The 22607-nt window shown below is 36.8% G+C and carries 22 protein-coding genes and 1 pseudogene; 13 read left to right on the forward strand and 10 right to left on the reverse strand.

Annotation, left to right across the window (positions count from 1 at the left end; translation table 11 throughout):
- Positions 1-2: 2 nt before the first annotated feature.
- Entirely contained in the window at positions 3-614 is a 612-nt protein-coding gene (locus PGN18_RS18465) for a WbqC family protein (protein ID WP_335321070.1), read from the reverse strand.
- Positions 615-653: 39 nt separating this feature from the next.
- On the opposite strand from PGN18_RS18465, the gene PGN18_RS18470 reads away from it, so the two are divergent.
- Together PGN18_RS18470 and PGN18_RS18475 are read left to right on the forward strand one after the other, a co-directional pair.
- Positions 654-1526, forward strand: a complete 873-nt coding sequence (locus PGN18_RS18470; RefSeq protein WP_335321071.1) for a lysophospholipid acyltransferase family protein — start codon at positions 654-656, stop codon at positions 1524-1526.
- A gap of 5 nt (positions 1527-1531) precedes the next feature.
- Positions 1532-2545: a glycosyltransferase family 2 protein gene (locus tag PGN18_RS18475; RefSeq protein ID WP_335321072.1), complete on the forward strand. Its 1014-nt coding sequence runs from the start codon at positions 1532-1534 to the stop codon at positions 2543-2545.
- Between the two features lie 139 nt (positions 2546-2684).
- Here PGN18_RS18475 and aroQ read toward each other — a convergent pair whose 3' ends face one another.
- Positions 2685-3101, reverse strand: a complete 417-nt coding sequence (gene aroQ, locus PGN18_RS18480; RefSeq protein WP_335321092.1) for a type II 3-dehydroquinate dehydratase — start codon at positions 3099-3101, stop codon at positions 2685-2687.
- Between the two features lie 49 nt (positions 3102-3150).
- Here aroQ and xerD point away from each other — a divergent pair, with 49 nt between their 5' ends.
- Positions 3151-4050, forward strand: coding sequence for a site-specific tyrosine recombinase XerD (xerD, locus tag PGN18_RS18485; RefSeq protein WP_335321073.1), 900 nt, complete (start codon positions 3151-3153; stop codon positions 4048-4050).
- 48 nt (positions 4051-4098) lie between these two features.
- On the opposite strand, the gene PGN18_RS18490 is transcribed toward xerD, so the two are convergent.
- The 4 genes from PGN18_RS18490 to prmC all read right to left on the reverse strand — a co-directional run bounded on the left by PGN18_RS18490 (position 4099) and on the right by prmC (position 8427).
- Entirely contained in the window at positions 4099-5304 is a 1206-nt protein-coding gene (locus PGN18_RS18490; RefSeq protein WP_335321074.1) for a thioredoxin family protein, read from the reverse strand.
- Between the two features lie 139 nt (positions 5305-5443).
- Positions 5444-6868, reverse strand: coding sequence for a M56 family metallopeptidase (locus PGN18_RS18495; RefSeq protein WP_335321075.1), 1425 nt, complete (start codon positions 6866-6868; stop codon positions 5444-5446).
- Positions 6865-7263, reverse strand: a complete 399-nt coding sequence (locus PGN18_RS18500; RefSeq protein ID WP_335321076.1) for a BlaI/MecI/CopY family transcriptional regulator — start codon at positions 7261-7263, stop codon at positions 6865-6867. Before PGN18_RS18500 ends, PGN18_RS18495 begins: the two co-directional genes overlap by 4 nt.
- A 294-nt stretch (positions 7264-7557) precedes the next feature.
- Entirely contained in the window at positions 7558-8427 is an 870-nt protein-coding gene (prmC, locus tag PGN18_RS18505) for a peptide chain release factor N(5)-glutamine methyltransferase (protein WP_335321077.1), read from the reverse strand.
- Between the two features lie 80 nt (positions 8428-8507).
- Here prmC and ribD point away from each other — a divergent pair, with 80 nt between their 5' ends.
- The 4 genes from ribD (at position 8508) to PGN18_RS18525 (ending at position 11960) form a co-directional block, all read left to right on the forward strand.
- Complete coding sequence (ribD, locus tag PGN18_RS18510) at positions 8508-9560, forward strand: bifunctional diaminohydroxyphosphoribosylaminopyrimidine deaminase/5-amino-6-(5-phosphoribosylamino)uracil reductase RibD (RefSeq protein ID WP_335321078.1); 1053 nt, start codon at positions 8508-8510, stop codon at positions 9558-9560.
- Position 9561: 1 nt separating this feature from the next.
- Complete coding sequence (locus tag PGN18_RS18515) at positions 9562-10431, forward strand: DMT family transporter (RefSeq protein ID WP_335321079.1); 870 nt, start codon at positions 9562-9564, stop codon at positions 10429-10431.
- Positions 10418-11032, forward strand: a complete 615-nt coding sequence (locus tag PGN18_RS18520) for an IMPACT family protein (RefSeq protein ID WP_335321080.1) — start codon at positions 10418-10420, stop codon at positions 11030-11032. The genes PGN18_RS18515 and PGN18_RS18520 overlap by 14 nt, the downstream gene beginning before the upstream one ends.
- A gap of 64 nt (positions 11033-11096) precedes the next feature.
- Positions 11097-11960, forward strand: coding sequence for a nucleoside phosphorylase (locus PGN18_RS18525; RefSeq protein WP_335321081.1), 864 nt, complete (start codon positions 11097-11099; stop codon positions 11958-11960).
- A 73-nt stretch (positions 11961-12033) separates the two neighbouring features.
- Here PGN18_RS18525 and PGN18_RS18530 read toward each other — a convergent pair whose 3' ends face one another.
- The gene (locus PGN18_RS18530; RefSeq protein ID WP_335321082.1) at positions 12034-12429 is read right to left on the reverse strand and encodes a DUF1398 domain-containing protein; all 396 of its coding nucleotides are present in this window, start codon (positions 12427-12429) and stop codon (positions 12034-12036) included.
- 3 nt (positions 12430-12432) lie between these two features.
- Positions 12433-13482, reverse strand: a complete 1050-nt coding sequence (locus PGN18_RS18535) for an aldose epimerase family protein (RefSeq protein ID WP_335321083.1) — start codon at positions 13480-13482, stop codon at positions 12433-12435.
- Between the two features lie 76 nt (positions 13483-13558).
- Here PGN18_RS18535 and PGN18_RS18540 point away from each other — a divergent pair, with 76 nt between their 5' ends.
- From PGN18_RS18540 to PGN18_RS18550, 3 genes and pseudogenes are all read left to right on the forward strand, one after another.
- On the forward strand, positions 13559-14725 hold the full coding sequence (locus PGN18_RS18540; RefSeq protein ID WP_335321084.1) for a galactokinase: 1167 nt from the start codon (positions 13559-13561) through the stop codon (positions 14723-14725).
- Between the two features lie 63 nt (positions 14726-14788).
- Positions 14789-15320, forward strand: a pseudogene (locus PGN18_RS18545) (RNA methyltransferase).
- 417 nt (positions 15321-15737) lie between these two features.
- A complete protein-coding gene (locus PGN18_RS18550; protein WP_335321085.1) occupies positions 15738-17021 on the forward strand; it encodes an OmpA family protein in 1284 nt (427 codons plus the stop codon).
- Positions 17022-17237: 216 nt separating this feature from the next.
- Here PGN18_RS18550 and PGN18_RS18555 read toward each other — a convergent pair whose 3' ends face one another.
- Positions 17238-18536: a DEAD/DEAH box helicase gene (locus PGN18_RS18555; protein WP_335321086.1), complete on the reverse strand. Its 1299-nt coding sequence runs from the start codon at positions 18534-18536 to the stop codon at positions 17238-17240.
- A gap of 333 nt (positions 18537-18869) precedes the next feature.
- On the opposite strand from PGN18_RS18555, the gene PGN18_RS18560 reads away from it, so the two are divergent.
- The 3 genes from PGN18_RS18560 (at position 18870) to PGN18_RS18570 (ending at position 21001) form a co-directional block, all read left to right on the forward strand.
- The gene (locus PGN18_RS18560; protein WP_335321087.1) at positions 18870-19031 is read left to right on the forward strand and encodes a hypothetical protein; all 162 of its coding nucleotides are present in this window, start codon (positions 18870-18872) and stop codon (positions 19029-19031) included.
- A 652-nt stretch (positions 19032-19683) separates the two neighbouring features.
- Positions 19684-20700: a S66 peptidase family protein gene (locus tag PGN18_RS18565; RefSeq protein ID WP_335321088.1), complete on the forward strand. Its 1017-nt coding sequence runs from the start codon at positions 19684-19686 to the stop codon at positions 20698-20700.
- Between the two features lie 91 nt (positions 20701-20791).
- Positions 20792-21001 (forward strand): DUF2683 family protein, encoded by a 210-nt coding sequence (locus PGN18_RS18570; protein ID WP_335321089.1) that lies wholly within the window; start codon positions 20792-20794, stop codon positions 20999-21001.
- Between the two features lie 318 nt (positions 21002-21319).
- Here the strand turns inward: PGN18_RS18570 and PGN18_RS18575 are convergent.
- On the reverse strand, positions 21320-22607 hold a 1288-nt coding region (locus PGN18_RS18575; RefSeq protein WP_335321090.1), incomplete at its 5' end, for a nicotinamide mononucleotide adenylyltransferase.

Genomic DNA, 22607 nt, shown 5'->3' on the forward strand with positions numbered 1-22607 from the left:
TGTTATAAATATAGCCGGGCTTGCGGACCCTGGTTAAATAACAAATCAACAATACTTAAGTTCGGTAAAAACTGATGTTTGTCTTCAAAAACCTGGTAATATGGTTTATTGTTTACCATATCTTCGGGTTTTTTAGGGTTCATTGCCGAGCGGAAATCCAATGCTGGCAGAATATTATCAAAATACTCGCTGGTTAACTCAAAACGCTTATTTAGTTTTAGTTTTTTATTCAGCCATGCTAAAAGCTCGAGGTTATAATCGAACAAAAATTCAAATTTGTTAGTATAAAAATGACTAAGTTCATCTTCGTAAAACTCGAAATAAGCAGAACTCCGGTAACAGCTTTCTAAACTTAACCAGTGTAAACGTTGCCAGTTAAAATCGTAACTGATCCGAACATCTTTCATTTTGGTATGTGTTTTAGCTCCTTTAACCAATGGGACAGTAATGTCTAGCTTACCATTAGGTGAATAAATGCTTGCCCTGTTACGGTAAGTTTGCTTGGCTAAATGCTCATGTTGTTCTATTAAAAAATCTTCACCCAGCTTTTGCAATAAACTAAAATAACCTACCGGTGGAAGATAAAATAATGGAAGTATAGCTGTATTCTGCATTTGAAAATTTATGTTTGTAGCTGAAACGTTTTATAAATAATGATTAAGAGAGGGATTGCGCACGTTGGCGTATTTTTTTTGTACCTGTTATCGCTGCTTCCCCTGCCTTTGTTGTTTTTTTTTGCAAGATTACTATATTATCTGCTTTATTACGTAATAGGCTATCGAAAAAAAGTTGTCAGGCAGAATTTAAAACAATCCTTTCCTGAGATATCTGCTGCTGAAATAAAAGCCATTGAGAAAAAATTCTTCTTATATCTTGCAGAACTTATCTTTGAAATAATTAAAATGACGAGTATCTCAAAAGCAGAGACTTTAAAAAGAGTTAAATTTACTGGTTTGGAACAATTAGATGAGCATTTTAAATCAGGAGAAAGTGTTTTGGCCTGTACGGGCCATTATGGCAACTGGGAATTAGGAACCCTGGCGCTTGGATTAAGCATATCAGCCAAAACATTGGTTATTTTTAAACCCATCAAAAATAAAATCTTCGAAACCTGGTTTGATTGCATGAGGACAAAATATGGAAATGTTTTTATTGCCATGCGGCAAACCCTGCGCGGAATAGCGGCTTATAAAAACGAACCAACCTTGTTATGTTTTGCGAGCGACCAATCGCCAACGAGGGAAGAAACCAGATACTTTACCGATTTTTTAAATCAACCCACAGCCGCACTTTTAGGTGTAGAAAAGATTGCAAAATCGACAAGAAGGCCTATCTACTATTTCAAAGTAAATGTGGTTAAAAAAGGTTATTACCATGTAGAAGTATTACCAATGTGTCTGGATCCGGAAAGCATACACGAATTTGGGATTACGGATCTGCATTTTAAATTCTTAGAGAACATTATAAAAGAACAGCCTCAATATTGGCTCTGGAGCCATAAGCGCTGGAAATTTAAACCCGAATAAAAAGAATGAACCCATCAGTAGCCGTTGTAATTTTAAACTGGAATGGAAAAGCATATTTAAATCAGTTTTTGCCAGGAATTTTACTTTCAGAATATGACAACCTGCAAATTGTTGTGGGCGATAATGCCTCTACAGATGATTCAGTTTCATTTTTGAAAGAAAACTTTCCCACTGTTAAAATTATACAGAACGACCAGAATTACGGTTTTGCGGGGGGATACAACAAAGTTTTAGAACGTGTTAAAGCAGATTATTTCGTATTGCTTAATTCTGACGTAGAAGTAACGCCCAATTGGATCAAACCAGTAATTGATTTGATGGAAAGTGATGCGAATATTGCTGCGGCTCAACCTAAAATAAAATGGCAGTTAAACAAAAAACAATTCGAGTATGCAGGCGCTGCGGGAGGCTATCTGGATATTTATTCATTTCCTTTCTGTCGTGGCAGGTTATTTAATGTATATGAGTTTGACGAAGGGCAGTATAATGATGCAACCGAAGTTTTTTGGGCAAGCGGAGCTGCATTTTTTATTAAAAGTGCATGCTGGATAGAAGCCGGAGGTTTAGATGCTGATCTTTTTGCACATATGGAAGAAATAGATCTTTGCTGGCGTTTAAAAAACCTCAATTACAAAATTTTGTACTGTCCTGATGCTGAAGTGTTCCATGTTGGCGGCGGAACGTTACAAACTGAAAATCCTTTCAAAACTTATCTTAATTTTAGGAATAACCTGATTATTATGCAAAAAAACCTCCCGGTAGGTGATGCTATTTTCAGGATTACCATCAGAATGTTTATCGATTTTGTTGCGTGGTGGCATTTTTTAATGACTGGGAAACCTAAATTTACGATGGCCGTAACCAAAGGTCATTGGCATTTCGTTAAATCGCTTTTAAAAACCAGCAAAAAACGGAAAGCGTTTCAGAAAGATTATGCTAAACATACCGGGGTATACAATAACAGTATTGTTTGGGCATTTTTTATTAAGAAAATTCAATATTTTTCCAAATTAAAATAGTCACTAAATCTGACAACGTATTTGGTCATCTGAGATGATCATCGTGCTTAAGATATTAAAATTTCCGCCTACGCGGGAATGACGAACTTCTTTGAGGGTTATCAGGTGCAGCATTCGAAAGGTTCTGTTGATAAATTAATTATACCAACAAACTTTCTATAGCCAGGCGGTAACCCTTCATTCCAAAGCCGGTTAAAACCCCTTGACAGTTTTTTCCGGTTAATGAGACGTGACGATACTCTTCACGGGCATAAATATTAGAGACATGTACCTCAACCACCGGCGTTTTAATAGCGGCAATGGCATCAGCAATGGCCACAGAAGTGTGTGTATAACCGCCAGCATTTAGCACAACCCCATCATAACTGAAACCTACCTCATGTAACTTATTAATAATTTCGCCCTCTACATTACTTTGATAGTATTCTATTTCAATATCCGGATAAGCCGATCTTAATTCTTTAATATAATCTTCTATACTGGTATTTCCGTAGATAGATGGCTCACGAACACCTAATAAGTTTAAGTTTGGACCGTTAATAATTTGTATTTTCATCATATAATGTTGTAACGTTGCAATGTTATAAAAAATCTCAAATAAAAGCATGCTTTGGTCATCATATATTAAAGGATTTAAATCGTATTTAAAACTGGAGCGGTCATTATCTGGAAATTCTGTTGATGCCTATCTCAATGATATCAATAAACTGATCCAGTATTTTCAATCGTTGAATGTTGAACCAAAACTCGATGAAATTACGATAGCCCATTTAAAATCATTTATTTCGTGGTTAAACGAACTTGGTATGCTACCGAGTACACAAGCCCGGGTAATATCCGGATTAAAGGCTTTCTTCGCCTATTTGATAATTGAAGATTTAATATCGAACGATCCAACTGCATTATTGGAAGCGCCAAAGCTTAGCAGAAGACTGCCCGATACCTTGAATATTTATGAAATCAACCAACTTATAGCGGTTATAGACGCTTCTAAACCTGATGGAATGCGTAACAAAGCTATTATGGAAGTGTTGTATGGATGCGGTTTAAGGGTAACCGAATTAACTGAATTAAGGATCTCAAATCTTTTCCCAAAGATTGAATTTATAAAGATCATCGGAAAAGGCAATAAAGAGCGTTTGGTACCCATCGGCAGTGTAGCGCTTAAACTACTCGATATTTATATTAAAGAAGTTCGGGTACATGCGACAATTAAAAAAGGAAATGAAGATTTTATATTTCTAAATCGTTTTGGTGCTAAACTTTCCCGCATTTCTATTTTTAATTTGATAAAAAGCCTCGCTATATCGGCAGGAATAAACAAAACCATCAGTCCCCATACCTTAAGACATTCTTTTGCCACTCATTTAATTGAAGGTGGTGCTGATTTGCGTGCGGTACAGGAAATGTTGGGCCACTCGAGCATTACCACCACAGAGATTTACACGCACATTGATCGAGATTACTTAAGGGAAGTAATTACACAATTTCACCCAAGGGCTTAATGAAAAGATAGCCAAGATCAAATCCTGACTATCTGAAATGATGTTCCCTTAAATATTCTTTTTTAACCAATCTTCGGAACTGCGCGTATCCTCCTTATTTGCCTTGCCTAGCTTGATCGCTTTTTGGATGGTAGCAATGGCGAGTTTTTTGTTTCCAGTTTTGTATAGCAGTCTGGCATAGGTGTCAAGTGTGTTATAACTTGGTGATCTTTTAGCCAGTTTTTTCATCCATGAGGAACATTTAAGTAAAACGTGTTGGTCATTGCATTCCTGATAGATGGACCAACAAAAATCATTGGTAGATTCTGGATCATAATTTTCCAGTTGCATGCGTTGCTCTACCACATTGGCTGCATCTGCCCAACGCTGTTCTTTCTTTAGCATCTGCTGCTCAATAGCCAGAAAGTAAGAAACTGTATCTTTGGCTGATATTTGTAACCTTGCCATGTCCTTGGCTTCGTTAAACAGTTTCCTATCCTTCGCATCAAGTGCAGCATATACTTTTTTACTAAGAATCATCGAATTGACCCATCTCACATCTAATTCGCCATATAGATCTTCGTACTTCTTTTTGTTCTGGGAAAAAAAGTTGGCCATTTCATCGCTCCCACCGTCAAAATAACAAAGCATGCTAAAGGTGACTTCATCAAAATGGTCAGGATTGTTCTGCCAGTATCGAGTGAATTTCTGATCAACGTCCTTTTTGTTGATATGATATACATATTCCTCATAGAACTTTGGATAGTTCAGGAAATTATCACCTGAAACACCTTTTATGTAATTCTTCCGGGAATGGTTTTCAATAGACGTATTTATAAATGCCATATAATTTTTAGTCATATCCTTATCGCTACCACCTGTACCATACATCCTGTTCACCACTAGCTTGTTTTCATTAAGGACTACTGCAGAGGGATACATACGGATATGATATTTTAAGCTTAGTTGGTGGTTCTTGTCTTTTTCGGCATCATATTTAAGCACTACAAAGTTTTTTGCCAGCTCTTCGCTTAAATTTGCGTTCTTAAACACAGCTTCATCCAGGTATTTGCACGGTACACACCAAGTGGTGAAAAAATCAATCAGCAATAGTTTGTGCTGTTTTTTCGATTCGAGTTTGGCCTGTTCATAATCCTGGTCGATGATGGTAAGTTTGGCGCTGGTTTGTGCATAACCGGCCTGGAAGCCAAAAAATAGTAAGGCCGCGCACAACGCAGAAATAAACGGTTTAATTGTTAAGTAATTTGTTGCCATTGTATAAGGTTTTTAATGTTGAAATTTGGATAATAGGATTCCCATGTCGCACCAGGGCGGCTTTAAAAAATAGTGAATTTGAATAAACCGGGCCCGGTTTATCGCTGTATTAAAATTTTAATATTTACCTTTAAGCAGATTAATTTGGATAGTTGTTTTTTTCTGGAAAATGTATTTTGTTATATGCTTTCATTTTCGAATTATACTTTTCTATAGTAATATTGTAGGCTTCCAGATCCGATTTGTATTGCAACATATCTTTGTTGTATTGCGCTAGATCTTTATGATACGCTTCCATATCAACCTCATAAGGTGTAAGATCGTGTTCAGTGGACGCTGAAGGTTTATCTAAGCCATCTATTTTGGTATCCACCGGTACTTGAGCAAGCATCACTTGCTCAACTTCGCTGATCGATCTATGCTTTGTTTGCGCAACTACTAGTCTTTTTTTAAAGGGATGATCATCTTTTTTGAGCGGTGCCTGTATCTGAAAATTCAGATCAATAGCAGACTTTTGAATTTGTTTGACCACAGTTCTGCTTGTCTTTTCTTGTTTAGAAAGCCATACAATGGAATTTTTAAAACGTAGACTGCCCAGGCCCATTAATACGAAAAATGAAACGCTTAAGATACTAAGATCTCTGGAAGAAATTTTTCTATATGGCTTTCCCAGTACCCGGCTTACGCGGTTAAATAATATACTATTTCCGGTAAAGGCAAGTCGGTAATTATTTTTCGAAACATATCCCTTAAAATCTACTAAGGCAAGGAGGTAATCCTTAACATTTGGGGTGTAGCTAAGGGCGATGTCGTCACAGCAATGCTCTCTTTGTGATCTTAACCAGCCAGATAACATTAAGAATCCAGGGTTAAAGAAAAATAATGCCTCGGCAATGTTTTGAAACAAATTAACCAGATAATCATTTCTGCGGATATGCGCAAGTTCGTGTAAAAGGATTGCTTCCACCTGTTCGGCTGGTATGTTGGATAACAAACCCAAGGGAAAAAGGATAACTGGTTTAAAGTGTCCAAGCACAATGGGAACTCTTACCTTTGCAGATTCCTTTATATGCACTATAGATTTAATACCAAGCTCTCGGCTTAATCGTTCAACCTGTTCAAACCAAATTTTAGCAGGTTCAATAATCCTATTATGCTTTAGGTTATTAAAATACAAAAAGTTAACGAACATTTTAACCATGCAAAAGCCAACACATGAAAGCCACAACATGAAAATGAATTTCGCATGGGTTGAAGTGAAGGAAAGGATTTTCGCAATAAATAAGTTTAATGTACTGTAACTGGCTATCACCTCCGGTCTAAGTACAATTAACCAGGACGATCCATACTGATAATTCCATAAAAAAGTCAGCGAACAGGTGCCGAAGAAAAGTAGGCAAAATATCAATAATACATTATATTTAAATGAAGCACTTGATCTTAAATACATCAAAGCGCTGCCCATTAGCGCAAACAATAGTCCTTGCCATAGGGAATGCAATAGCGTCATACAAAATGCATCAATAAAATGTTGTATGGCTTTATTTTCGACCAGAAAAATCATTTTTTTAGATTTGTATTGTTGATCATATCCTTCAATTGTTGGAGTTCTTCAGCAGATGTTTTGTCAGTTCCCAACAGGGATACCATCATCCTGCTCGGCGAGCCCTGATAAAACTGATCAACAAACCGGATCAACAGATTTCCTTTTACCTTATCTTCTTTTAAAACAGCACGATAAATATGTTTCATCTGGCTTTCATCCCGATTTAATACTCCTTTTTCCTTCATCACCTGCATGAGTTTGAGGGTCGACGTGTATATTACTGCTTCTTTTTGCTCATTAAGCTTATCATGTACAAAGCGCACAGTTGAAGGGCCATATTCCCATAAAATTTCCAGTACGTTTAATTCCGTTTTCGTGGGGACAAAGGCGGTCAATTCTTCGTTATTCTTCATACGTTAAAGGTATGCATTAAAAACGTACGTTGCAATAGCTAATGTTGCTTTTTATCACTTAAAAAAGCGTCAATGAAAAACTTTCTTTACAACGCCGCTATTCTATGTATGCTAAAGATATTAAAGTCTTTGCTAAAAGGTTAAAAAACAGTATTTTGATAGATCAAACCACCAATTAGAGTCGTATGAGTTTTAATGATTTAAAACACAATTATTAAAGTCTGGGGCAATTTGGATTCACCCACAAACGGGGGAAAAGCACAGATCGAAACTCAATATACATAGTTAGGCATCCTACCTCACTGCCCTTACCATCCTGTCTTTTCCTTGCATATCCTGTCTTAACCTTATATTTGTAAAGCCCTTATCTACTAACATTTCAATAGTTTCTTTACCTAAGTGTTCGTTAATCTCAAAGTAGATCTGTCCGGTAGGATTCAAATTTAATCTTGCAAAGTCTGCAATCGCTTTATAAAAAAGCAATGGGTTCTCGTCGCTTACAAATAATGCCAGGTGCGGCTCATGCAATAGTACATTGTTGTGCATGTCTGCCTTCTCCAAATCTCTGATATAGGGTGGATTACTAATGATGATGTCAAATTTTTCTTTAGATCTAAATGTTAATATATCTGCCTCCATAAAATGGATTTCAACGCCAATTTGAATTGCATTGTGTCTAGCGATTGCGATAGCTTCAGGAGAAATATCTAAGGCAGATACCTTTGCGTTTGGTAGATGTTTTTTTAGGGTGATCGGTATACAACCCGATCCGGTTCCAATATCTAGTATGCTGAGCGTTTTAGGCGAGGCCAAACTGTTAACTGATAACTGCTTACTGCAAACTGATATGATCCATTCCACCAGTTCCTCTGTTTCGGGCCTCGGTATCAACACGTTTTCATTTACTTTAAAAATCAAACCATAAAAATGAGCTTCAGCTAAAATATGCTGAATTGGTTTTCCGATCTTTAAATCGTTCAGGATACTCAATAATTTTTGTGTATCAACAAAACTGATATCAAGATCTTTTTGAATGATCAATTTACCTGAAGATATGGTTAAAACTTTTTCGGCAGCAATACTAAACAGTGTTTTTGCCTCATTACTATCGTAAAGCGGTTCAAGTTCAAGTGCGTAATGCGCCGCTAATTCTCCTATCTTCATATTCGCAAAATTACTTATTTGAGATGATAACAGCATTCTTTTGATAAGTCCATGACTCTTTTTTTACTACTTTTGCGCTAATGAGCGATGAATTTTATATCAACCGATGTCTTGATCTGGCAGCCTTAGCTTCAGGTAAAGTTAGCCCTAATCCGATGGTCGGCTGTGTGATTGTTGTGGACGGTAAAATTATCGGCGAAGGTTATCATCAGGAATATGGAAAGGCACATGCAGAACCCAATGCGATTAATGCTGTATTTGATGCTCATGGCAGCGCGGCCGAAAATCTATTGAAAAAAGCCACCGCCTACGTTAACCTGGAGCCTTGTGCCCATTTTGGAAAAACGCCTCCTTGTGCAGATTTATTGGTAAAACATCAATTAAAGAAAGTAGTAATTGGCAATAGAGATCCGTTTTCAGGTGTTGACGGCAAAGGTATAGAGAAACTCAAAAACGCAGGTATCGAAGTCATCAGTGGGGTTTTGGATGGTGAATGTCGCTATTTTAACAGAAGATTTTTTACCAGGATACAAAAACAAAGACCTTATATTATTTTAAAGTGGGCAGAAACCGCTAATGGCTACTTCGCAACAAAAGATGGCCATCAGAAGTGGATCAGCGGAGCACTGGCCAAACGGTTGGCACACCAGTGGCGGAGCGACGAAGATGCCATCCTGATTGGTAAACAAACCGCGATAATGGATAATCCGCAGTTAACTTCGCGCGAATGGCCGGGCAAAAACCCCATCCGTTTGGTCATCGATAAAAACCTGCAGGTGCCGTTATCCAATCATATTTTTAACACTGAAGCCAAAACGATCATTTTTAATGAAATTAAAACTGATGTGCTTAACAATATCCATTATATCCAGATGGAAGACATGCACTTTTATCTGGCGCAAAAAATTGCTTTCCAGCTTTACTTAATGGATATCCAGTCGGTTATTATTGAAGGAGGCGCCAATATTTTGAATCAGTTTTTAAACACTAATCTCTGGGATGAAGCACGTATTTTTACCTCCTCTACCAGTTGGAGCGATGGCGTTTCTTCTCCAAATATAAATGGAAACCTGCAAGAAACTGTACAAATTGGAAACGACAAACTCTCTTTGTATCTAAACGACATCAAATAAAATGATTTACATTATTTTAAGCATCTGCTGCAGTGTTACGGTAGCTGTTTTGTTAAAATTAGCCAAGCGATACCAGATCAGTGTGATCCAGGCCGTTACAGTCAACTATTTTATCGCGTTAAGTTTATGTTTTCTTTTTTTTAAGCCCGATGTAAAACTAATCACCGCTGCGGCCCCATGGCCTATTTATATTGCATTGGCTACTTTATTGCCATCTATATTTTTATTTCTTGCCGCATCAGTAAAAAAACTTGGCATTGTAAAAACCGACATTGCCCAACGTTTATCGCTATTTATTCCCATACTGGCAGCTTATTTTATTTTTAAGGAAAATTTTAATCACCTAAAAATTACTGGTCTGGTAATCGGTTTTGCAGCTATCGTATTAACTTTCTTCCGAAAATCTGATCATCAGAAGGCGGAGAGCAAAAGTCTCCTCTATCCTATTGTAGTTTTCGTCGGTTTTGGCGTTATTGACGTACTTTTTAAACAAATTGCGTTATACAAAGAATTACCTTACACCACCTCACTTTTCACCATTTTCTGCCTTTCATTCATCGTATCGCTGCTAATTGTCATCACTATGGTCATTTCGGGCAAAATAACATTACAATTGGTAAATGTAGTTTGCGGACTCATTTTAGGCTTGTTCAATTTTGGGAATATTCTTTTCTACATGAAAGCGCATAAGGCATTGGCACACAATCCATCTACCGTTTTTGCAGCGATGAATCTAGGCGTAATTATAGCAGGAACTTTAATTGGCCTGATTGTGTTTAAAGAAAAGCTGAGCAAATTAAATTACTTAGGTATAATTCTGGCCATTGTGGCTGTTATCTTCATTACATTATCACAACATGTTGTTCGATGATTCTTATAAAACAATAGAAAATACTTCAGAAGGCATATTTCGGGATAAAGGAAGTAAATTTATGTCTTATGCCTACCCGATCCGTGACGAGGAAGAAGTAAAGCCAATTATTGCGAACCTGCGCGCTAGCAATGTTAAGGCAAATCATTTTTGTTATGCATACCGTTTAACACCTAATCGATCTGTTTTTAGAGTAAACGATGATGGCGAACCTTCCGGGACAGCAGGCCGGCCAATATTGAACTGTCTATTATCTGAAGATCTTACCAATATACTCATTGTAGTGGTTCGCTATTTTGGTGGCACCTTATTGGGGGTTCCTGGTTTAATTAACGCTTATAAAAGTGCTAGTATAGCGTCTATTAAAGCTTCAAAGATTGTAATCAAAACAATTAATGATATTTATGAAGCCCATTTCGAATACCTACAGATGAATGACGTAATGAAGTTGATCAAAGAAGAAAACCTGCAGATTTTGGCGCAGCAGTTTGATACCAATTGTATATTGAAATTTGAGGTAAGAAAAGCACAACTTAGTCAGGTTCTGAGTAAATTTGATAAGCTTGAAGTTGTTAAATTAAAATATCTCCGTACAATTTAACAATTATATAGTTCATTGATTTTTCATGTGAAAATAATGGAGAACGAGGGCAAAAACAACTAATATGAAAATATCAGAAAGCGATCTAATCATTAACCCCGATGGTAGTATATACCACCTCAATCTTTTACCTGAAGATATTGCTGATACTGTGATAACAGTTGGTGATCCTGACCGGGTTGGAGAGGTAAGCAAATACTTTGATCAAATAGAATTTAAAAAAGGCAAACGCGAATTTATTACCCACACCGGTTATGTAGGCAAAAAACGCATTACCGTACTTTCAACAGGAATTGGAACCGATAACATTGATATCGTATTCAATGAGTTGGATGCACTTGTTAATGTGGATTTTGAAACCCGTGAAGTTAAAGGATCACATACTTCTTTGAATATCATTAGAGTGGGTACATCCGGTGCGGTGCAACCGGATATTCCTATGGGTACCATTCTGGCTTCGTCTTATGGTTTAGGGATGGATGCTTTAATGAACTATTACTTTCAACAAACAACTGAAGATGAACAGCTTTTGCTAAATGAGATAAAGGATCACTTTGGTCAAATCAATTATATTAACCCTTATTTAACTGCTGCAGATAACGGGCTTTTAAATACAATTGGAAAAGATATGTTTCATGGTATCACCATAACTGCACCAGGTTTTTATGCTCCGCAAGGCAGAATAGTACGTGCAAAAAATGCTGTTTCAGATTTTATCGGCTTAATTAATAGTTTCAAAAGCAAACAACACCGCATTACCAATTTAGAGATGGAAACAGCAGGGATTTACGCACTGGCCAAAGTGTTAGGACATAACGCACTTTCTGTTAACGCTATTTTAGCCAGCAGGGTAAAATTTGAATTTAGTAAGGAACCGAATAAAATTGTAGAACAGGCTATAAAAATGGTATTGGAAAGGGTTAATTAGAATTAGCTCCTCAAGAAGTTCATTATCCTGATAAATAGGGCCCGAGATTTTGGGCCCTATATATGGATATTTTCTAAACCGTAGGAATAGTTTCCTTTACCAGTTCATTTCCCTTAGCATCTAAGTAAGTGCAAGTCATCTCATCCAGATCTGTGATCCATTTTTCTACCCCCGCATCTGCAGCCTGCTTGCAAAATGTAAAATAATCCGTTTCTCCTTGCTGGTGTATTTTTAAAGCATGTTTCAATTTATCAGACGAAGATTCATCATTGATAACCAATGCAGGATACTCATCCGGGCTTATTTGCTGCGCGTTATCATCGCCATCGAAATAAATGGACAAGCCATTGCTTACGTAAACATCATTTCGCTTCACCCCTAATTCCTTAATTTCCTTTATAAACTGTGGGAAATCTGATCCAGACTTAACTTTTAATGCTGCTGCCTGTATATTTTCAATGGTAAACATGGGTTATTTATTTAATGAAACTTTGTAAATTGTGGTTTGCGTATATAATTCTTCTGGTCTTAAAATCGTGTTGGGAAATGTTGGAATATTAATCGCATTAGGATGATGTTGTGTTTCAATACAAAACGCCTCAAAACCATTATAATCTTTTCCACCCTTTCCATTCTTTACATCTAAATATTTTGCTGTATAAAAATGCGCTACAGGTTCTGTAGTGTAAACGCTTAACACTAAACCACTTTCTTCTTCAATTGTTTTGCTGGCCAATGATAAATCGCCATAAATTTTATCCAACACAAAGGTTTGATCATAACCTTCATCTTCATTCCAATCCTGTCCAATTGCTTTTGGTTTAGTAAAATCCAAAGGTGTACCTTCAACAGGGATTAGTTTACCTGTTGCCGAATAATTATCGTCCTGTTCTAAATAGTGTGAAGCAAAAATCTGCTGTTGATGATTTTTAACATCTCCACCATCTGTAGCCAGATTAAAATAACCATGGTGCGTTAAGTTTATGGCGGTAGCCTGATCTGTTTCGGCTTCATAACTTAAAATCAACTCATCATTTTCAGTGAGTTCGAAAGTTAAATCAACCACTAGGTTTCCAGGGAAATTTTCTTCGCCATGTACACTTTCATATTGCAAGGTAACAAAAGGTTGAGGACCATCATTGATCTCAATAATATCCCAAACTTTTTTATCAAATCCAACAAGGCCACCATGGAGTGTATTGCTGCCTGCATTTTTTGCCAACTGGTACTCATCCCCATCAATACTAAATTCACCGTTTTTTATACGATTGGCATACCGGCCAATTATGGCTCCCAAGTATGGATAATTTGTCAGGTAAGCTGGATCAAGGTATTCGTCAAATGTATCAAAGCCTAGAACGATATCCTGCTTTTCACCTTTAGCATTGTCAACTATAAATTTATTGATAATAGCACCATAATTAAATATTTTGACGTAAGTGCCTTTGCTATTGATAAGTTCGATTGCGATAACTTCTTCGCCATCAATAATTTTTCCGGTGGGTATTTGCTGAACGCTCATAAATTGTAACTTAGGGCTTTTGTTTTTAAAGCAAACATAGCATTATTAATGCTTTTTGTAAATATATTTTAGCCCAATGAACATTAACCTACAGGAAAAATTTGCTGAACAATACCATAAAAACGCCGAAGCCATTTATTTTACACCTGGGCGGGTTAACCTAATTGGAGAGCATATAGATTACAATGGTGGTTTGGTTATGCCCTGCGCCATCTCTTTAGGAACCTGGGTAGCCATTGCTCCAAATAGCGATGGTCAATACAGATTTAAAAGTTTAAATTTTGATGTGGAAACCGTAGCAAACAGCAATACGATCACCGAAAAGAATGGTAGCATCTGGGCTAATTATCCGATTGGTGTAATTAATGAATTAATTAGAGATGGCAAAGTAATCAACGGTTTAGACTTTTTATTTTATGGAAATATTCCAATCGGATCTGGACTTTCATCTTCAGCTTCTATAGAAATCGCTACTGCTTTTGCACTGAATGCCTATTATAATTTAGGTTACGATAAGTTGGCACTTGTTAGAATCGCCAAACGTGTTGAAAATGACTTTATTGGTTTAAATTCTGGTATCATGGACCAATTTGCGGTTACTTTCGGAGAAAGAGAAAAAGCAATCGTTTTGGATTGCGAAACCCTAAAATACAAAATGGTCCATGTTGATCTGGGTGATTATGTGCTGGCCATCATCAATACCAATAAACCACGTGAACTGGCAGATTCGAAATACAACGAACGCGTTGCAGAATGCCAGACAGCAGTGAAGTTTCTAAATGAAGAAATTACGCTTCGCTATCTTTGCGAACTTAGTGCAGAAAAGTTTGCCCTTCACAGTCATTTAATCAGCAATGAAACCATATTAAACAGGGCTACACATGTAATTAAGGAGAACGACCGTGTTCATTTAGCAGCTAAGGCATTGAATGGAGGAGACTTAACAACATTTGGCCGCTTGATGTATGCTTCTCATGAATCTTTGCGAACCTTATATGAGGTAAGCGGAAAAGAATTAGATGCAGTGGTGGACTTCTGTTCGGGTGATGAGCACGTAATTGGTGCCCGTATGACCGGTGCAGGATTTGGAGGTTGTGCCATTGCGCTTTTAGAGAAAGGCTATGAAGAAGATTTCGCCAAACACTTAACCAATTACTATGTAGACAAAATCGGTTATCTCCCTACCATTTATGTTAGCGATATTAATGATGGCCCACATTTAGTAACAGATACAATCGGATAAAAATGGAATTAAATACCTACAAATCGGCGTGATCTATTAATCGGTGCAATCCTTTTAAAAATAATGAGAAAATTAAAACTAGACGAACTAAACCGTCCGGATGTTGAAGCGTTTAAAACACAGGAAAAATTACCTGTCGTTGCGGTTTTAGATAATGTGCGTAGTATGCATAATGTAGGTTCGATATTCCGTACTGCAGATGGTTTTGCGCTCGAAAAAGTAATACTCTGCGGCATTACGGCCCAGCCACCCCATCGCGAAATTGAAAAAAACGGCGTTAGGTGCCACGCAATCAGTCGATTGGATTCATTATACGGATACAGTGCAGGCTGTTGATACCTTAAGAGGCCTAGGTTACGAAATAGTGGCCATTGAGCAGGCCGAAAATAGCACCATGCTCAATACTTTCAATCCCGATCCTAATAAAAAATATGCTTTGATATTTGGTAATGAGGTTGATGGTGTGAGTGATGAAGTAATGGCTAAAATTGATGACTGTATTGAAATTCCACAGTTTGGAACTAAACATTCGTTTAACATTGTCATTTCTGCCGGAATCGTATTCTGGGATTTTTTTGCGAAATTAAGATTGTAATATTTTCAATTTATTTCGACGTAGGTGATTAGAGGATGGAATGCAACGATCTTTTAGTTGATTCTACATCCAAGGAGATGAAACGCAATTTCATCAATATTTTAACTAGGCACAACCATATGTGCTAATGCTACACCGTCCAGGCCAATTTCTCAAGTATCGAAAAATATGACCGTTAAATAAGATTTTTGCAAGAAATCTTAAGAATGATGCTATTTTGTATAGTATTCTATACAGCAATATGTGGGGTATACTCCGTTACGTAACTTTTTTGTGAAATAGATTTAACATAATAACCAGTTGATAATATGTTGTTTACGTATAAAATAATGTATTTGGCAAGATTTTTTCTTATTCGCTTCCAAACAGTATGATAAAAAAACTGTTAAGACACTAATTATTTAAAAAATAGAAAACATGAATAGGAGAATTACTAAATCAACAATGTTGGTTGCCTTACTAGGATTATCATCACAATTATTTGCACAAGAAGTTCCACCTCCACCTCCAGGAAGGTTTGCTAAGCAATCATTAAGAACATGGAGTATTGGTGCCCACGGGGGTATTCTTAGTCAGAACACCTTTTTAGGCGGCGGAAGTGTCAAAGCTGAAGAGTTTAAAAGCATTGGCTACGGAGCGTTCGTTAAAAAACAAATTTTACCTGCATTAGGTTTACAAGCTGATTTTTTACGCGGCGAGATTAAAACCCTTAACCAAACCAGTACAATCGAGCAAAAGAATAGCATCAACTGGTCTGGTTCATTAACAGCTGTTTTAAATATTGCTAACTTCAGTCTAAACACTGAAAATGCAGTTTTAATTCCTTATGTTAAAGCGGGTGCTGGTTATATGTCTTCTGATTCTGAAGTGGCCTCAACACAGGCGTTCACAGACAGAGAAGGATGGTTTATCCCTACTGGTGTTGGATTTAAACTTGGTGTAGCTAAAGGGATTAACATTGACCTAGGTTACGACATTAACTTTATCAAATCGTCTCCAACTGTTAAGAGTGCTTACAATGAAAGCAGATTCTCTTATGCACATGCAGGCTTAGAGTTTGCGTTAGGAAACAAAGAAAACTCTCAGTTGCAAAACTATAGCGCTGTTGCCGACTTACGTAAACAAAGTGCAGAAGAAAGTGCTGAATTAAGAAGAGCATTATCAACAGCTGAACAAAATGCTCAACGCGATAGAGAGCAATATGCTAAAGATTTAGCTGACGATGATAACGATGGTGTAGCAAACAAATTCGACAAATGCCCTGGAACCCCTTCAGGTACAGTTGTTGATGGTTCTGGTTGCCCAATCAAAGTTCAACGCGAAATCATTAAAGAAACTAAAGTAATTACTGAAGAAGACCGTAAAGTAGTTAGAGATGCGATTTCTAACTTAGAATTTGATTTAGGTAAATCAACTATCCGTTCTAAATCATATGCAACTTTAAATCGCGTTGCTGGTTTATTGGTTGATAAAAACTTTAGCTTAAAATTAGCTGGTCACACTGATAATACTGGTAGCAGAGAGTTAAACTTACGTTTATCTAAAGAAAGAGCCGAATCAGTAAAAGCTTATCTAGTATCTCAGGGTGCAAATGCATCTAGAATTGAAGCTACAGGTTACGGACCTGACCAACCAATTGCAACAAACAAAACTGCAGCTGGCCGTCAACAAAACCGCCGTGTAGAATTCACTTTATACTAATCGTAAGTAACGGTTAAAAAAAAGCTCCTCAGATTAGTTTCTGAGGAGCTTTTTTACTTAGTTTACTTTTTTTCGTCATCCCAAACTTTTTTCAGGATCTATCATGTTCTAGTTCGCAATCGTTTCCAGTGGAGTACAGCAATAGCATTTCGATCTCCTACACTCGTAACGATTGATTATTTAACGTATGTTAGAAACGAGCGTTAGCATACACCGTTAAGACAATCCCTTTTTGTTCTTATATGTCATTTTAGCCTTTGCGCCTGCACTATAATTGTAAGTTTTGAGGTTGCTGGCTTTCTTTTCGTGAAATGCAGCCCCACGCTCAGAATCTTCATCTTCTTCGGCACTTTTCTTTTTCTTTGACTTATCAGCAGCCTCAACAACTTTTAAACCTTCAGGCAATTCCATTATGTTCATTTTCTGTCCAATAGCCTGCTCGATTTTTTTTACTTCAATCAATTCAATATCCGTAGAGAAAGTAATGGCTACCACATCTTCATTTCCATACTTAACGATGCGTTTAATTAAGGTTTCTTTTTGCTCTGGTAGTTCAAAATGAAAAATAAAAGGGAGTCTTTCAATATTGAGTTCGCCTGAATTCTCATTGGCTACAATTAAGATTCTAGCCTGAGGATTTTCTTTAAAGTCATTAATGTCATCAAAACCCCTATCATCAAAAAACAAAGGACGGTAGATGCTAATTTCGCCTTCTTTATGCTGATTAAAATTTTTATAAACGGTTTGCGCGGTTAGACGGGTATTGACGAAAACAACAACCTTATCAAAAACTTCAGCATCGTTTAATAACAAGGTTAGTAAATTTAGCTTTGTCCTGAAATTTGGTACTTGATAAAGCATCTGCTGATAAACTTCTGCTTGCTTTTCGCCAATCTCATCAACCTCAATGGTAGCTGCCGAATCTTTCATGAATGGGGCTATCATGTGTTTAAGCTTATCGTGCATTACCTCTGTAAACACAACATGCTGAGATTTGTAGGCGCTGTTCGCTAATTCTACCACAGGTAATTGCAAGCCCTTTTTCACGATAAGCTCAGCATTATCAACGATAAATAATTGTATTTTATTGGTATTTAAGGCTAGCTTTAAATATAAAGCCCGGGCACGATCTGGAACAGCAACAATAATATCGCAACCGTCGGTAACCTCATTCATTTGCGTCTCAATGGTGCCGCGGCTATCAATTCCCAAAATTCGGAAAGTACTGTTGCGGTTTAACAGTTTAAATTGTTCTAGCACATGGTCTACATGCTCAATATCCGGCACTAAAATCAATGCTCTTGGTGCTTCCTCGAAGGCGTATTTCAACTTCATTAAAGTAGCTAAAACATAGGTTGTTGTTTTTCCTGAGCCCTCTGGTCCTACCGCTATAACGTCCTGGCCACCTAAAATCCGAGACATTGTTCTGGTTTGGATTTCCTTTGCGGTCAAAAATCCTGCATCAGTCATCGCCGCTATAAGTGGTTTGCTAAGTTTTAATTTATCTAAAGACACAATTACTATTTTAATGTTTGAACTGCAAATATCCTTAAAATAATTAGCTTTTCTGAAATTGAATTTAAAGGCATTGAATAGCTATTAAAAGTGGACAGATATGATATGCACCCGGACCGCGGTTTACTTTGAGATATGATGATTTTTTAGCTTATTTATCAATCCTATTTACGTAATAAGGTGTTAATGATAATTTTATTTAACTGTAAATTAAACAGTTATAAATTTTTTAAATTAAAAAAACTACTAAATCTATAGATATTATATACTTATTTATATATTTGCTCAACAATAAGCATTACAAAATATGTTGAACAATTAAACACGAAGATTATGTCCATTTATTTTCAATATCCGGCTATAGATGAATATCCTCAATTGATTTATCCTTTGCAAACAGAGGTTGAAAAATTAACGAATACAAAGGATGAAGATAGCTTAAATAAAGAACAGATTTTAGAATTAAGTGATTATTTAACATTAAAACAATTGTAAAAATACGGCCAGTTGACCGATAGGAAGGTTGGGGTTTCATAAACTCTTTATAATGGTTCGAATCCATTACTAGGCCGCAAAGTGTATCTCATAGCACTTTATCCTGATTCTGCTCAATCAGGTAAGATTTGGTTATCTTATATTTGTTTTGTTGTTAGCAAAGGCTATCCGCGATGGATGGCCTTTTATTTTTAAAGCAACTGTCGTCAGCCTATTTTGTTTCTTCATTATTTGAAGCGCAGTTTCAGTGCCTATCGTTAAGGCTTGTTCCTGCTGTACACTGCAATCTTTTTGGGAAGATTCAGAAAATATAATATCACGGTACCAAAAAGGATTTCCGTTTCCATCAGGGCTATTAAACAAAGGCTAGCGATTTTAAGGTTATTATAAACAATCAGATCATTAAACATGCAAGAAACAAAGTGGTATTTAATAGATTCTTCGCAGTTTTCAGAATAACTAAATATTTTTCTAGAATCTCAAAACATTTTATTTTAAAAGTGGTTAATTATATAATTCACATTATACTAATCTTTTACAGATTAATTTGTTTGGTTTAAAAAAGGGATTTATGGATATAAATCCCTTTTCTTTTTATGCCAAATTTTTAAATCCTATATTTAGCCATATCAATTCTACTACCCTATCTTAGATGAACAGAAAACATTTCATTTCTTCATTTATTGCGGCTACTGCCATTATTCCAGCCATTAAAACTTTAGCTATTGAAAGTGAAAGTTCATCGTTTAAAATCCCTCCTTATTTGAAACCTGGTGATACGATAGGAATTAGCAGCCCGGCCGGGCACGTTACACTTGAGCAGATCCAACCTTCCGTTGCACAAATGCAAAGTTGGGGTTTTAACATCAAAATTGGAAAAACCATTGGCAAGCGTGATTTTACCTATGGTGGAACAGACGAAGAAAGGCTAACTGATTTTCAGGAAATGCTGAATGATCCAGGCATTAAAGCCATTATGTGTGCACGTGGTGGATACGGTTTTGTACGCATTATTGATCAGCTCGATTTTTCCGGTTTTAAACGAAACCCTAAATGGATTATCGGCTTCAGTGATATCACCGTGCTGCATTGCCATCTGTCCAAAAATTTTGGCATTGCTTCTATTCATGCTAAAATGTGCAACAGTTTTCCTGATGATTGGGCTAAAGCAGAGCCTATACAGGTTGAAACCATCCTCTCGATAAAAAATGCCATGATTGGTGAAAAAATGGGTTATACCGCTCCAGTAAATAGCAATAACCGTTTTGGTAAGGCCGATGCGATACTGGTTGGCGGTAACCTGAGTATTATCGAAACACTGGCTGGTAGCCAATCAGATTTGGATACGAAAGATAAAATCTTGTTTATAGAGGATACCGGTGAATACCTTTACAGCATCGATAGAATGTTGTGGAATTTAAAGCGTAGCGGCAAGCTTAACAGCCTGAAGGGACTAATTGTTGGCGGTTTTAAAGTTAAACCTGATGATGCAGGCGAGGAGTTTGGTAAAAATATTTATGATATAGTGCTTGAAAAGGTAAAAGAATATGCCTACCCTGTCGCATTCGATTTTCCTGTTGGTCACCAGCGCAATAATTTTGCATTGAAATGTGGTGTGAAGCATACATTTGTGGTAAATGAAAATGGCTCGGCATTGAGAACAATTTAATTGTATCATCGTACTGATAACTCTGTGGCTTTTATTTTAGCGGCTAATTACTGTCAAAATATTTCGTATTTTTGATTATAAAGTATTTGTCATGGCTGTAATCGCACATCCTAAAAATAAAAAGCAGGAAGCCGCAATCGAGGCTATTCTAAAAGCTTTAGATGTATCTTTTCAAAAAGAAGAGGAAAGTCCGTATCATCCTGAATTTGTTGCTAAGGTAAATCAAAGTTTAGCAGAGGTAAATAAAGGAACTGATATTACACTTGACCGCCAGCAAATCAATATGGGAGATATAAAGTAATCATCTCATATATTGCACAAAAACATTTGTTAACTATCCAAAAGTCAGGAGACAAGTCGTCAATAAAAAAGGTTGAAAAAATTAGCGTAGCGAATCCTGAAAGGTTAAAGTTCGAACTATCGGGACTTTGGCCACGGCGAATCAATCAAAAAAAAACGTTTAATTTATAAAATAGAAGATGAAGTAGTAACCGTTACTATTATCTCCGCCTTAGGTCATTACGGAGACAAATAAGAAAATTAACTTCAAGATTAGACGCCGCCTAAATAAAGATAAATGCTTAGGTTATCTGGAATTCTGATATTTTAACAATATATCTTAAACCGTTTTTACCTCATCCTCATTATAATCCTTAATATCTGTAATATAACCATTAATCAGTAGAAAATCAAATAATGGTTTGGCTTCCGGGGTAATCGGCATATTCTCTGTTGTAATGACCTGATTGGTCTTTTTATCCAGAAATGGATAAGCAAATAACCGCACATTGGTGTTAAACATATCATTTACATAACTCAACAATTGGCCAGAATAATTTTCGCCTGTGAAGTTTTTAGCGTTGAATACGAATTTTAAGTTGTTGATGTTTGTAGCTAAGCCAACACTTTTTGGCTTACATCTGGCCAGATATTTGGCAAGGCGGTTATGGCGGGTAAAATTTGAAACGATCACCGTGTTTCCCGTGTCGCACATTTCCTGCGTACGTTTCGCTACGGTTTCTAAATCGATATCATCGGGTGTTTCCTGTGCGTCGGTTAAGACATTGGTTGCCAAAACCTCAATCATTACAGCCAGATTTCCCTCTTCTACTTTATTCGTACGCTTAAATTGCTCCGTAGCTTTATTAAAAAGGTTAAAGTTAGGTAACGATTTTTGGCCATATTTGGTCCGTAAAATCATGATATCCTTTTTGTATAAAAGATCTTTAGCCTGCCGCGGATGTGCATCAGCATCAAAAATTGCCGCTGCAGAGAAATCTTTCATAATCATATAAAGATTCAGTAAGATGTTGTCTACTCCAGGAAATGCCGGACCTTTAACCGAAATCAAATCAATTTCTACAGATCCAATGGTTAAATTGTCAGCCAAAGATTCTACCATTATTTTAGGATCCTCATAATAATAGAAAGCTGCATAAAGCAAGTTTACACCAATAATACCAAGCACACGTTGTTGCATATTTACATCAGTATCCAACAAACGGACATGAAAGAATATCTCGTTAGGGAAACCTCCCGGCTCGTTTTGGAACCTGATGCCAACCCAACCATGTGGTTCGTTGGTACGTTTATAATTTAAGGTAGTTACAGTATCAGCAAAAGCAAAAAAGGTGCGGCTCTCGTATTTTTCGCCTGATAAACGCTCATTAAGTAATCCGAATTCATGGTCAAGCATCTGTAAAAGCCTATTTTGGCTAACGTAGCGGCCATTTGCCTCTGCTCCATAAATCGCGTCGCTAAAAGTCATATCATAGGCCGACATGGTTTTGGCTACGGTTCCAGATGCCGCTCCGGCGTTAAAAAAATTTCTTGAAACTTCTTGTCCAGCACCGATTTCTGCAAAAGTGCCATAAATTCTTGGGTCAAGATTTATTTTGAGTGCTTTG

The sequence above is a fragment of the Pedobacter terrae genome (assembly GCF_036946585.1).
GTDB classification, from domain to species: domain Bacteria; phylum Bacteroidota; class Bacteroidia; order Sphingobacteriales; family Sphingobacteriaceae; genus Pedobacter; species Pedobacter terrae_C.